The sequence below is a fragment of the Salinicoccus cyprini genome, from assembly GCF_007713705.1.
GTDB lineage: Bacteria > Bacillota > Bacilli > Staphylococcales > Salinicoccaceae > Salinicoccus > Salinicoccus cyprini.
On record NZ_VMSJ01000001.1, the window covers coordinates 927543 to 940664 of the forward strand.

A 13122-nucleotide genomic window follows, 5' to 3' on the forward strand; every position below is an offset into this window, starting at 1 on the left:
TATACGGCTTTATATTGTATCAATGGCAAAAATAGTTTAAAGTAATTAGCATAAAAGAGTTTTGGAGGAAAGTATGGAACCAAAGAAAAGAAAAGTTGTCCTCACGGGTGGGGGCACAGTCGGTCATGTAATGCTCAATAAACTGCTCATACCGGGTTTTATAAATAGAGGGATAGAACCTGTCTATCTGGGGTCGAAGAAGGGGATCGAAAAAGAAATTATCGGTGCGACTTCCATAAAGTACTATAATATTTCGAGCGGGAAACTGAGACGCTACCTTTCCTCGGAAAACTTCAAAGATGTCTTTAAGGTCATGAAGGGCATCAGCGATGCCCGCAAGGTGCTCAAAAAGGAGAATGTCGAGTTCGTATTCTCAAAAGGCGGATTTGTCAGTGTACCTGTTGTACTTGCTGCCAAATCGCTCGGCATCCCCGTCTATATTCATGAATCCGATATTACACCAGGACTGGCGAACAGGATAGCAGGCAAATTTGCCACAAAAATATTCGTCACCTTCAAAAGAACACTTGAATATATTCCTTCAGACAAGGCTGAATATATCGGGCCGGTCATACGTGATGAACTGAAACGCGGGTACAGCAAGATCGGCTACGAACTGACCGGTTTTACACCTGACAAGCCTGTCATGATTGTAATGGGTGGGTCTCTCGGTGCCCGTTCCATCAACCAGTTCATCAGGAACAACCTGGATGAACTGACCCAAGAATGGCAAATCATCCATCTATGCGGCCGGGGCAACTACCAGGAGGGGCTCGACAGGGACAACTACAAACAGTTCGAGTTTGTGAAAAAGGAACTCCCGCACCTCATCACTATTTCCGATATCGCCGTCGGCCGTAGTGGCTCGAACGCCATCTACGAATTCCTCCTCAACGAAAAGCCGATGATACTCATACCGCTGCCGCGCTCCCAGAGCAGAGGGGACCAGGTGGAGAATGCAGAGTATTTCAAAGAGAAAGGCTATGCAGAAGTCATACAGGATGAAGCACTTGATATGGAAATCTTCCAGGAGACGCTTGCCCGGATCGATTCCAATAAGGAAGCCATCGTGGACTGCATGTGCAAGTTCGAAGGAGGCTTCAAACCTCAGGAGCTCGTCGATTTCCTGATCAGCAAGGAGGCACATCAATGAGTCGACTGAAAAAATTATCCCTGTTTCTCGTTTTTACACTGATTTTCGGCGTCATCGCCTTTTTCCATGAATCCCGCCTCGGACGCTGGATCGATACTGAAGTGTATGAATTCATCTACGCATCGGAAAGTTTCATCACCACGGCACTCATGCTCGGTTTCACCCAGGTCGGGGAAGTGCTGTCGATGATTATTCTGTCACTCATCATGATTACGATACTGATGCTGTATCGTCTCAAGTTCGAAACACTTTTTCTGATCATATCGATGCTGACGAGCAGTGTACTCGTACCTGTATTGAAAAATACCTTCGACAGGCAACGACCTTCTCTTCTCAGACTAATCGATATTACCGGGTTCAGCTTCCCGAGTGGCCATGCAACGGGATCGTCCATTTTCTTCGGATCATTGATGGCGCTTATCAAAAACAGTGAACTGAACAACAAGGGGATACTTTATGGTGTATGCGCCACATTCATATTGATGATATCTTCTTCGAGAGTCTATCTGGGTGTACATTATCCGACCGATGTCATTGCCGGAATTGTCGCCGGAACCGCTGTGGTCATCGGAACAAGCTTCATCATGCACAAAAAGCTTGACAAGCTTCCAACGCCTGTTTAGAATGTAATTGAAAATGATTATCAATGATAATGAATAAGCCCCCCTTATTTAACAGATCATTTTCAAGACAAAGAAATATATCCATAAACATATGGCAGCGCCCTTCTGGGCGTTGCCAATTTTCTTGTATGCACTTATAATTATCTTGTCAATCAATATTAGTGAGGTGAGATCAGATGGTCGTCAATCTGTATGAGTCCATAACCCTGGAAAATGAAAGAATAAGGCTCATCCCCATGCAGCCGGGCCATGCCCGGGAGCTGCACGAAATCAATCACGAATCCATCTGGTCCTATATGCTGTTCCAGGCAACAAACGAAGACCTCATGCAGGAGTGGGTAAAGAGCGCCATAGAACTCAGAAACCAGCTTACGGACATCCCATTTGTCGTCGTATTGAAAACGACAGATGAAGTGCTCGGCAGTACGAGGATCCAGCATATCGACTACGAAAGACAGAGCTGCGAAATCGGCGCGTCATGGTTCGGTACGCGTGCCCAGCGTACTTTCGTCAATTCCGACAGCAAGTTTCTGCTGCTCGAGTACTGCTTCGAAGTGCTGAATATGATGCGTGTCCAGATCCGTGCGGATGAGAGAAACATCAGAAGCAACCGTGCAATCGAACGGATCGGTTTTACGAAAGAAGGCATCATCCGCAAGGAAAGGAACCTTCGCGGTGTTGCCCGCAACATCATCATCTATTCCATAATCGATGACGAATGGCCGGAAGTCAAAAAGAACCTGCTGATCAAACAGCAGAGCTATATGATGGATCTGCCCATGGAAACAGTGAGCTGACGCATGATATTCATCATGCGTTTTTTTAATGCCGCCGGCATGATATGATGACAAAAACAGAAGATAGGAAGATTATGATGAAACATATTCTAGTTGTGGAAGATGAGATGAACCTTGCCCGCTTCATCGAGCTGGAGCTCGTTCATGAAGGGTATCAGGTCACTTTATCCTCGGATGGCGGAGATGGCCTGGATAAAGCGTATGCATTCGACTATGACTGCATACTGCTCGATCTGATGCTGCCTGAGCTGAATGGGCTCGAAGTATGCAGACGGCTGCGCAAGGAGAAGGATACACCGATCATCATCATTACCGCCAAAGGCGAGACATACGACAAGGTGATTGGACTCGACTATGGTGCAGATGACTATATTGTCAAACCATTTGAAATAGAAGAACTGCTGGCAAGAATACGCGTCATCATGAGACGCTCCACTTCAAAGGACCAGAAGCATGAAGTGCTTTCCATGCACGGCATCGTCATGGACGCCCAGGCGCATCACGTCGCAATAGATGACGTCAATATCGATCTGACCAAGACGGAATATGATCTGCTTCATCTGCTGATGAAAAATGCGGGTGTCGTCCTTCAGAGGGAGACCATACTTGATCATGTATGGGGGTATGATAGCGAAGTCGAGACAAATGTCGTCGATGTCTACATCAGATATCTGCGCAATAAGCTCAAGCCATTCGACAGGCATAAGCTGATAGAGACCGTCAGAGGTGTCGGGTATGTGATCCGGCCATGAACAGACAATCATTGAAATACAGATGGCTGCGTCTGTCCACACTGATCATCTCCATCACATATCTGATATTCAGTTCCCTGCTCATCTATCTGACCAGTCTCTACCTGGAAAATCAGGAGTACCGCTCGATAGATCGAAGTCTTGAGGAGCTCGAGAGCATATACGAGAGCAACCCGATCAACACCATCAATGAAAATGAAATCTATTCGAGTCTTTATGATGGTCAGAAGATGGTCCTCTATACACAGAGTGGGGAGGAGGTCTTCAGTGCCACTGCCGGCATTCCGCTCGTTTATGATAACGAATTCGAACCTGTATACGGAAAAGAAATCACTTCCATGGATACAGAAGATGGCAGCTTCTTCAAAGGGAGCATCAGGCTGGATTCGGAGTACTGGAATGGCTATCTTTCAGTCATCCACCCACTCGACTACTACCATTCGGTCATCCGGATGATGGTCTTCATCGCCATCATTGTCGGATTCGTCTCCATTCTTTTCACCTCGATCATCAGCTACTTCTTTTCCACACAGATGGTCAAGCCGATACGGAACATTGCCAACCAGCTGAAGAGAATTGAAGATGAAGGATTCTCGGAACGTCTACAGATACAGACCAATACTGAAGAAACCGACTATATGGTCGAGTCGTTCAACCATATGATGGATTCGTTGGAGCGATCCTACAACCAGCAGAAGCAGTTTGTTGAAGATGCCTCCCATGAACTCAGAACACCGCTCCAGATCATCCAGGGGCACCTGAAGCTGATCAACAGATGGGGGCGGCATAAGCCTGAAGTTCTGGATGAATCATTGAATATATCCATAGACGAACTCCAGCGGATCAATAAGCTTGTAGAAGAACTCCTTCTTCTGACAAAGAATGAGGGCAGAACAAAAGAAGTCATGGAGGAAGTCGATATCAGCAAGGAAGTGGAGAGCAAGGTGGAGGCATTCAAGCAGCTGCATCCGGACTACACTTTCACGCTCGACCTCGATGACAGGAATATCAGATTCCTCATCAACCCATATCACTTTGAGCAGATGCTGGTCATTTTTCTGGATAATGCAATCAAATATGACCACGAACAGAAACGCATCAATGTTACAACAAAAAAACGCGAGGACCATTTCGATATTTCAATCACCGACCACGGCATCGGCATTCCTGAAAACGAAATCGAAGCCATCTTCGACCGGTTCTACAGAGTCGATAAATCAAGGAGCAGGGAGCTCGGCGGCAACGGTCTCGGACTCTCCATCGCACAAAAACTTATCGATAACTATAAGGGCAGGGTATGGATAGAAAGCGATGAGGGAGCGTTTACAAAAGTGACGATAAGATTCCCACTAAAAAAATAGACAATTGTAATAATTACAGCAATTATTGGCTTTAAAACAAAATACCATAGTGCTAGAATGGAACTGTATAAGATAAAAAGAATCTAAAGAGGGTGGCAAAATGCAAGAGAAAGAACTTGAGAATGCCCCGGTTCGTTTCGGTACCAATCTGGGGATGATTCTCGAGCTTCACGATATGTACCAAGAAAATCCAGACAGTGTAAGTGATGAAATGCGCTTCCTGTTTGAAAATATCAGTTCTGGACAGGCAGGTACTGCTCAATCGGATATTGATCACAGCAAAGTAAAAAGTCTATTGCGTCTGATAGATAATATCAGACTGTTCGGTCATCTGGAGTCGGATATCTATCCCGTCTACACACCGGATGTGAAGAATGTACCAAGCCTGGACTTTGAAGACTACAATCTGACTGAGGATGATCTGAAAAGACTGCCTGCTTCACTTGTAAGTGTTCACCTTGGTGACTACTATGATAATGCTTTCGAAGCAGTCACCCAGCTCCATTCACTCTATACGGGACCGCTCGCATACGAGTACATGCACATCAATGACACGGAAGAACGCCAATGGCTGAAGGAGACAATTGAAACACAGGAAGAGATTTCACTTTCCGATGAAGAAAAGAAGCATCTGTTCAAAACACTGGCGAAAGTGGAAGGGTTTGAAAAGTATCTGCACAAGAACTTTGTAGGGGCCAAACGATTCTCCATCGAAGGGGTCGACGCCATAGTGCCACTGCTTGACCATATGCTCGAACTGATGGCGGATGAAGGCATTCCCAACCTGCAGATCGGCATGGCACACCGTGGCCGATTGAATGTGCTGACACATGTCCTCGAAAAGCCATATGAAATGATGATCAGTGAATTCATGCATACCGATCCTATGAAATTTCTTCCGGAGGACGGTTCACTTGAGATCACCCAAGGCTGGATGAAGGATGTAAAGTATCATCTGGGTGGATCGAAGACGCGGGAAGACAAAGGACTCAAACAGCGCATCAGTCTGGCAAACAATCCAAGCCACCTGGAAGTCGTCGGTCCGATTGTCCTCGGCAAGACCCGCGCACAGCAGGAGACGACCGACCACGCAGGACATCCGGACCAGGATTTCAATAAGGCGATTGCCGCCATTGTACATGGCGATGCCGCATTCCCGGGACAGGGCATTGTATATGAAACTCTGAACCTCGGCAAACTGAATGGATATAGTGTTGGAGGTTCCGTCCATATCATTGCGAACAACCGTATCGGCTTCACTACCGAAGAGACGGATGCACGATCGACAGTATATGCTTCCGATGCAGCGCTCGGCTTTGATCTGCCTATTCTCCACGTCAATGCGGATCGTCCGGAGCACGTACTCAGAACAATAGAAATTGCGCTTAAATACAGACAGAAATTCAACAAGGACATCGTCATTGATGTGCTCGGTTACAGAAGGTATGGCCATAATGAAATGGACGAACCGACAACGACCAATCCACTTCTGTACAAAGAAGTGAAATCCCATGATACGATCGATGAGATCTATGGTGCCAAACTCGTTGAAGAGAACGTCATTTCAGAAGATGAGAAGAAGGAGACCATCCAGAGTGTACTGGACGAAATGAGAGCCGCCCATGACAAGATCGATAAGGGTGACACGAATGTGGATGGACAGCTTGAAACTCCGGAAGTCATACTGGAAGGGCAGGATAACCCTGAAGATGGCATATCACGCGAACGCCTTGAACAGATAAATGAAGATCTATTCCAATATCCTGATTCCTTCACGGTATTCAAAAAGCTTTCCAATGTTCTCGAAAGAAGGAAAAAGCCGTTTGAAGACGATGAGGAGCTGATCGACTGGGCACACGCGGAAGCGCTTGCTTTCGCTTCGATCAACCAGGATGGCACTCCGATCCGGCTGACCGGACAGGATTCCGAAAGGGGCACATTCGCACAGAGGCATGCGGTGCTGCATGATCCGGAGACCGGGGAGGAACACATACCACTCCATGTAGTCAGGGATTCAAATGCAACGTTCGATGTCCACAATTCACCACTGTCGGAAGCCGCAGTCGTCGGCTTCGACTATGGATATAATGTGGAACAAAAGTCTGTCATGGCAATATGGGAAGCACAATACGGCGACTTCTCGAACATGGCGCAGGTCATCTTCGACAACTTCATGGCTGCAGGCAATGCCAAGTGGGGTGAAACATCCGGCATGACGCTGTTCCTTCCTCACGCACAGGAAGGACAGGGCGCCGAACACTCCTCAGCCCGCCTGGAACGCTACCTCCAGCTTGCTGCTGAAAATAATATGACAGTTGCCAATCTGTCCAGTGCGTCGAACTATTTCCATCTGCTCCGCAAGCAGGCGAAATATCTTGATACTGAAAAAATGAGGCCACTGGTCCTCATGACACCGAAAAGTCTGCTCCGCAACCAGATTGTCAGTGAACCTGTAAGTGCTTTTACAGACAGCACCTTCAAGGAGATCATACTGCCCGAGTACAAGCGGACAAAAGTCAAAAAGGTATTGATAGCGAGTGGCAAGATGGCTGTGGATCTGCTGACAGAGCAGAGGAAGAACCCGGATGATGAAGTGATGATCATCCGATTGGAGCAGATCTATCCATTCCCTTCGGATAAGATCCAGGAAGTGCTGAAAGGTCTCAAAAGTCTGGATGAAGTCAGATTTGTCCAGGAGGAGCCTGAGAACATGGGAACGTACAATTACGCCCTGCCGTTCCTTCTTGAGATGGTACCTGAGAAAGTGGAAGTGAACTATGTAGGCAGAATCAGACGTGCATCCCCTGCAGAAGGCGATGGGGAATCCTATAAACTGATCCAACAGAATATTATTGAAACTGCTCTAAAATCATAGGAGGTAGAATAATGGCTGAAGTTAAAGTCCCGGAATTGGCTGAATCAATTACAGAAGGAACAATTGCAAGCTGGCTGAAACAAAAAGGTGACCAGGTCGAAAAAGGGGAAAACATCCTTGAACTCGAAACCGATAAGGTCAACGTCGAAGTGATCAGCGAAGAGGCCGGTGTCATCACCGAGCTCAAGGCTGAAGAAGGCGACACGGTCGAAGTTGGACAGGTCATCGCCATCGTCGAAGAAAGTGGTGGATCAGGCGGTGCGTCCGAAAAGTCCGATGCTGATTCCGGCAAGGAAGAGGAAGATGATAAAGAAGAGAAGGATTCCAAGGAATCCGAGAGCAGTTCAGAACAGAAAGAACCCGAAAAAGCTGAAGCGAAGGAAGAACCATCCAATGGTGAGCGTATTGTCGCCACACCTTCCGCAAGACGCTTGGCACGCGAGAAAGGCATCGACATCAATGATATCAATGCGTCGGACCCAAGAGGCCTTGTAAGAAGCCAGGATGTTGAGAATCATGGCAAGCAGCCTGAGAAATCCGCAGCACCAAAGAAGCAGGAACAGCCGCAGAAGCAGGATTCCGGCAAGCCGGATAAGCCTGTAGTCAGGGAAAAGATGTCCCGCAGAAGACAGACCATTGCCAAGCGTCTTCTTGAAGTTTCACAGAATACCGCAATGCTGACGACTTTCAATGAAGTCGATATGACAAACCTCATGGAACTCAGAAAGCGCAAGAAGGAACAGTTCCAGGAACGTCATGATGGCACACGTCTCGGGTTCATGTCCTTCTTTACGAAAGCATCCGTCGCGGCACTCAGAAAGTATCCTGCTGTCAATGCTGAAATCGATGGGGAAGATCTTGTTCTGAAGCAGTTCTATGATATTGGTGTCGCAGTGTCGACCGATGAAGGGCTCGTTGTACCGGTCGTCAGGGATTGTGACCGTAAGACATTTGCAGACATTGAAAATGATATTGTCGACATGGCCAAGAAGGCCCAGAATAAAAAGCTCGGTCTTGATGACATGACTGGCGGTTCATTCACCATTACAAACGGTGGTGTATTCGGCTCACTGATGTCCACACCGATCATCAATGGTACACAGGCAGCCATCCTCGGCATGCATACCATCCAGAAACGTCCCGTGGCAGTCGATGATGAAACGATGGAGATCCGTCCGATGATGTACATTGCCCTAAGCTATGACCACAGGGTCATCGATGGCAAAGAGGCAGTAGGATTCCTTAAAACCATCAAAGATCTCGTTGAAAATCCTGAAGATCTTCTGCTTGAAGGATAAAACAGTGATATTTATGACAGACGTCCGTGGGACGTCTGTCTTTTTTATGTTAGAATCATAATAAAATCAAATGTCTGGAGAGATGAACATGCTTCATGAAACATGGAACGATAACAACTTGAGAACGGTTAAGGTAAAACATACAGATGCAAAGAAATACAAAGTATCGGAGATGCTGACAGCCGGGAAGCAGTACACGGTCGTCAATGAAACTGAAGAATATATTTTTGTCAAAGATAATTCGGGTAAAGTCGGCGGCTACTATAAGACATACTTCGAAGAAGCTGAATAGATATGGCGATACAATTTTTTCACAACGATGAAACAATCAGAGGGGATGCGATGATCATCCTCTCCCTCGGCAAGAATCTTCTGCTCAAAGGACCTACGGGAGCAGGAAAGACCCGTCTTGCGGAAGATATGTCCCGGGAGCTTGATCAGCCGATTCACAGCATCAACTGCTCTGTGGATGTGGATATCGAATCTCTGCTTGGTTTCAAGACGATCGAATATATGGAAGGTCGGCAGGAAATCACTTTCATAGATGGTCCGGTCATACGTGCAATGAAGGAAGGTGCTATTCTATACATTGACGAGATCAACATGGCCAGGCCTGAAGTGCTGCCGATATTGAATGCGGCGCTCGACTACCGGAGAACGATCACCAACCCGCTGACCGGAGATGTCATTACGGCAGAACAGGGTTTCAGAGTCATTGCAGCGATCAATGTCGGTTATGTGGGAACCATGCCGATGAATGAAGCACTGCTCAACCGCTTCAATGTGATCGAACTTGGATATGTGTCGAAAGAAGCACTTGCAGAGATACTGAAAACACAGAGCATACAAAAAGATGAAAGTATCATTGATGAAATTGCGCAGTTCCACAGCGATCTCGTCACGATGACGGAACAGGGCCAGATCTCCCAGGAAGCTTCAAGTGTCAGAAGTCTGATCGATCTGGCAGATCTGAGCACGAAGATGCCGATCAGCCGTGCCTGCTATCGGGCAATCATCGACAAGCTGGATAGTGAACAGGAGAAAAAGGCGATACTGAACGCGACAGAACTTCAATTTGGGATGGGATGACCATGAGCTATTCATTCATAAAGTTCAATGATGAAATCGTCGACTCCAAAATCATGATGGAATTGACCGACCTTGCGCGTCTGCTCATGAAAAAAAGGGAAGTGACCGTTTCCGTACGGAAGTACAGCTACTACGATCCCGTAGAGAATACTTTCAACCTGAGCTTCTTCTGGAAGCATCGAACCGATATTACAGAGAGGGAAGGGTTCAGGTACGACCTTTTGACCCGTTATCCTTCGGCTTTCATCAATGACTACAGCCAATATGGCAGCATGAAGGGCAAGGGAGTGCTGGCCCAGCAGATCTTCCTGTCCCTCGAATACTACAGGAACCGTCGGGCCGCTTTCAATTCCCGGCCGCTGATCAGCAGTTTTGTCGAGAAGGGCGATGCCATAAGAGTGAGGGAGTACAGCAGAAATGCTGCTTCTGATGCCGAGGCATTTATCAGATCATTCAATATTGCCATCCTAGAGCGCAGTGAATCCATGCATGCATTTGATGCAGATTTCCCTCTGGTCAGCACCAGTACAAAAGACAGCATCCGCATGACCAGTGACATCATATCGACGCTCTCACCCCGAATTTCCCTCAACACCACATTCCAGATCCATGACATGCCTTTCAACGAAATCAGTGCATTCAATAAAACGACACCATTCAGAAAAGATGCGGCGTCGCTTGAAGAGCACATAGAGAACGAAGAAGAAGCGACGCATAGTGTCGATACGAAGACGGATCGGGATGCAGAGGATGCGAACGTCCTTGGCGAAACGGGTGACAATGCGTCACGTAAAAGTGCGCATGGCAGACAGAATGATCATAATGATGATGTATCCGACTACTACGAAGGGTTCGGTAGAAATGCAGGAGATAATCAATTTGAGGACAGGGGACGCATCAACCAGCATGCAACCTTGAATGTACTGCGTCCAAAGATAAAACTTTCCCAGTACAAGGACTACCAGAACATATATGAGTCTTATAATTACGTCGCCCAGAAAGTCATCGGCGACATTACACAGATTCTCAACTATAAGATGAATGCATACCAGACCCGCCGGACTTCAGGAAAACTGATGAAAAATCCAGTCGGACCGCTTATGGAGAACAGTCACAAGCTGTTCGTCAAAAAGAATACCGAATCGAAGGAGATCGATGCTGTATTCACCATCATCATCGACCAGTCATTCTCCATGACGGAGCATCTTGCAGGGTGCCGGAATGGTGCCATCATCCTGAACAATATACTTCGATCACTGCATATACCACACCGTATCATTTCATATCATGAAGATACTTTTGAAGTGATGAAGAACCATTATCCCAATAATATTTATGAACATATGGATTTTGACAGATCCCGATACTATTACCCTGTTTCACTCATGGACCTTGAAGCTTCTGGTGATAATAGGGATGGGCTCATCATCAGAAACGAAATGGAGAACCTCGTGCAGCGCAGCGAAAAAGACAAGTTCATCATCATGTTCTCCGATGGACTGCCAAGTGCAGAGCAGTATAACCAGAGCGGCATCATCGATACGCATGAAGCAGTCCAGGAAGCCAGAAGATCAGGGATACAGGTCATCAACATGTTCATTGATCAGGATAATGAAGAAAATACATTGACAGCCATCAGAAATATATATGATACAGACACGGTCATCGTCCACAGTGCAGAAGAAATTGCTTTTGCATTGCCGAACCTGCTGAAGAGGGTCCTGACAAAAGTGCTGATGTAATGTCGATTCGTGATATCTGATAATTAAGAATCTTATGGACTTGATCATATTTGTGTTGTACACTAGGGAATGTCATTTTATTAATTTTTCGTACCAGGAGGTCAAATAATGAGCTTAAAAAACAACATCATTGTCGGTTTCATGCTGTTTGCCATGTTCTTTGGCGCAGGAAACCTGATTTTCCCACCAGGGCTCGGCTTCGAGAGTGGGCAGCATTTCTGGGTGGCAATCATCGGATTTGTCATTACCGGGGTAGGGCTGCCGCTGATCGGTGTCATCGCCGGCTCAATTTCAAAAGGCGGCTACCGGGAATCGCTGAAAGTGGTCCATCCGGCTTTTGCCATCATCTTCATGGTGATCATCTATCTTGCAATCGGCCCCTTCTTCGCTATTCCAAGAACAGCAACGACAGCATATGAGATGTCGATGGTGCCATTCATCAACGGTACAGGATGGGTGAGCCTGCTCATTTTCACACTCATCTTCTTCGGCATCGTATTTGCACTGAGCTATAACCCGAGCAGAATGGTCGACAACATCGGTCGCTTTCTTACGCCGGTCCTGCTGGTGACCATCATTGCACTGATCGTCAAAGCCATCATGATGTACATGGGCAATGATTCAGGTACTGCGGCTGAAAGCTTCGATGCAGCATCTCCATTCTCCGTCGGCTTTACTGAAGGCTATCTGACAATGGATGCAATTGCGGCCATTGCATTTTCAGTCATCGTTCTGAACTCGATACGCAACCTTGGGGTGACGAAAAGAAAAGATCTGCTCATCGAGACAATCAAATCCGCCTCCATTGCAGCATTTCTTCTGGGTGTCATCTACATTTCACTTGGATGGATCGGCAATCATGTGAGTCCGACTGTTGCCCAGCCGGAAGACCAGAACCTGGGGACGTTCCTGCTGACATTTGTCGCTGATGATTCCTTCGGACAATTTGGAACAATTCTGCTGGGTGTCATCGTGGCAGTGGCCTGTCTGACGACAGCAACTGGTCTTGTTGTGGCTGTCAGCGAGTACTTCAATAGTATCCTTCCAAAAATATCATATGAAACTTTTGTCATCATATTCACTCTGATTTCACTTGTACTGGCCAACCAGGGACTGACTCAGGTCATTCAGACGAGTGTGCCGGTGCTTTCCATCATCTATCCGATTGCGATGGCGTCCGTTGCACTGCTGTTTTTGACTTACTTCATCCCATCGCCAAGATTGAGTTTCCAGATTCCGATCTTCCTGATCATCATCACGAGTATTCTGGCAGTCGTTCACAGAAACGGATGGCTTGATCTTGGATGGATTGAATCCATGCCTCTGTTTGCGAACTCGTTCGAATGGATTCCTGTCATGATCATCGGCTATATCATCGGCTATCTGATCGGAATGAAACAGGAAAGAGTCAAATACTCATAAAAAAGAAGCG

General features: G+C 46.8%; 11 protein-coding genes. All 11 read left to right on the forward strand.

What is annotated here, in order from left to right:
• Positions 1 to 73: 73 nt before the first annotated feature.
• Positions 74 to 1153 carry an undecaprenyldiphospho-muramoylpentapeptide beta-N-acetylglucosaminyltransferase gene (locus FO441_RS04665; RefSeq protein WP_145286468.1) on the forward strand — a complete coding sequence of 360 codons (1080 nt, stop codon included), beginning with the start codon at positions 74 to 76 and terminating at the stop codon, positions 1151 to 1153.
• Positions 1150 to 1776 carry a phosphatase PAP2 family protein gene (locus tag FO441_RS04670; RefSeq protein WP_145286471.1) on the forward strand — a complete coding sequence of 209 codons (627 nt, stop codon included), beginning with the start codon at positions 1150 to 1152 and terminating at the stop codon, positions 1774 to 1776. The genes FO441_RS04665 and FO441_RS04670 overlap by 4 nt, the downstream gene beginning before the upstream one ends.
• 176 nt (positions 1777 to 1952) lie before the next feature.
• Positions 1953 to 2573, forward strand: coding sequence for a GNAT family N-acetyltransferase (locus FO441_RS04675; RefSeq protein ID WP_145286474.1), 621 nt, complete (start codon positions 1953 to 1955; stop codon positions 2571 to 2573).
• A 77-nt stretch (positions 2574 to 2650) separates the two neighbouring features.
• The gene (locus FO441_RS04680) at positions 2651 to 3325 is read left to right on the forward strand and encodes a response regulator transcription factor (protein WP_145286477.1); all 675 of its coding nucleotides are present in this window, start codon (positions 2651 to 2653) and stop codon (positions 3323 to 3325) included.
• A complete protein-coding gene (locus FO441_RS04685; protein ID WP_145286480.1) occupies positions 3322 to 4686 on the forward strand; it encodes a HAMP domain-containing sensor histidine kinase in 1365 nt (454 codons plus the stop codon). Before FO441_RS04680 ends, FO441_RS04685 begins: the two co-directional genes overlap by 4 nt.
• 100 nt (positions 4687 to 4786) lie before the next feature.
• Positions 4787 to 7561: a 2-oxoglutarate dehydrogenase E1 component gene (locus FO441_RS04690; RefSeq protein WP_145286483.1), complete on the forward strand. Its 2775-nt coding sequence runs from the start codon at positions 4787 to 4789 to the stop codon at positions 7559 to 7561.
• 11 nt (positions 7562 to 7572) lie between these two features.
• Entirely contained in the window at positions 7573 to 8859 is a 1287-nt protein-coding gene (gene odhB, locus FO441_RS04695; protein ID WP_145286486.1) for a 2-oxoglutarate dehydrogenase complex dihydrolipoyllysine-residue succinyltransferase, read from the forward strand.
• 88 nt (positions 8860 to 8947) lie between these two features.
• Entirely contained in the window at positions 8948 to 9151 is a 204-nt protein-coding gene (locus FO441_RS04700) for a DUF6501 family protein (RefSeq protein ID WP_145286489.1), read from the forward strand.
• Positions 9152 to 9153: 2 nt separating this feature from the next.
• A complete protein-coding gene (locus tag FO441_RS04705) occupies positions 9154 to 9948 on the forward strand; it encodes an ATP-binding protein (protein ID WP_145286491.1) in 795 nt (264 codons plus the stop codon).
• Positions 9949 to 9950: 2 nt separating this feature from the next.
• Positions 9951 to 11690: a vWA domain-containing protein gene (locus FO441_RS04710; protein ID WP_145286494.1), complete on the forward strand. Its 1740-nt coding sequence runs from the start codon at positions 9951 to 9953 to the stop codon at positions 11688 to 11690.
• A gap of 108 nt (positions 11691 to 11798) precedes the next feature.
• Positions 11799 to 13112, forward strand: coding sequence for a branched-chain amino acid transport system II carrier protein (gene brnQ, locus FO441_RS04715; protein ID WP_145286498.1), 1314 nt, complete (start codon positions 11799 to 11801; stop codon positions 13110 to 13112).
• Positions 13113 to 13122: the final 10 nt, after the last annotated feature.

Bases quoted from the DNA above. Each gene is read 5' to 3' on its own strand.
- FO441_RS04665 (WP_145286468.1), top strand. From the start codon at position 74: ATGGAACCAAAGAAAAGAAAAGTTGTCCTCACGGGTGGGGGCACAGTC.
- FO441_RS04670 (WP_145286471.1), top strand. From the start codon at position 1,150: ATGAGTCGACTGAAAAAATTATCCCTGTTTCTCGTTTTTACACTGATT.
- FO441_RS04675 (WP_145286474.1), top strand. From the start codon at position 1,953: ATGGTCGTCAATCTGTATGAGTCCATAACCCTGGAAAATGAAAGAATA.
- FO441_RS04680 (WP_145286477.1), top strand. From the start codon at position 2,651: ATGAAACATATTCTAGTTGTGGAAGATGAGATGAACCTTGCCCGCTTC.
- FO441_RS04685 (WP_145286480.1), top strand. From the start codon at position 3,322: ATGAACAGACAATCATTGAAATACAGATGGCTGCGTCTGTCCACACTG.
- FO441_RS04690 (WP_145286483.1), top strand. From the start codon at position 4,787: ATGCAAGAGAAAGAACTTGAGAATGCCCCGGTTCGTTTCGGTACCAAT.
- odhB (WP_145286486.1), top strand. From the start codon at position 7,573: ATGGCTGAAGTTAAAGTCCCGGAATTGGCTGAATCAATTACAGAAGGA.
- FO441_RS04700 (WP_145286489.1), top strand. From the start codon at position 8,948: ATGCTTCATGAAACATGGAACGATAACAACTTGAGAACGGTTAAGGTA.
- FO441_RS04705 (WP_145286491.1), top strand. From the start codon at position 9,154: ATGGCGATACAATTTTTTCACAACGATGAAACAATCAGAGGGGATGCG.
- FO441_RS04710 (WP_145286494.1), top strand. From the start codon at position 9,951: ATGAGCTATTCATTCATAAAGTTCAATGATGAAATCGTCGACTCCAAA.
- brnQ (WP_145286498.1), top strand. From the start codon at position 11,799: ATGAGCTTAAAAAACAACATCATTGTCGGTTTCATGCTGTTTGCCATG.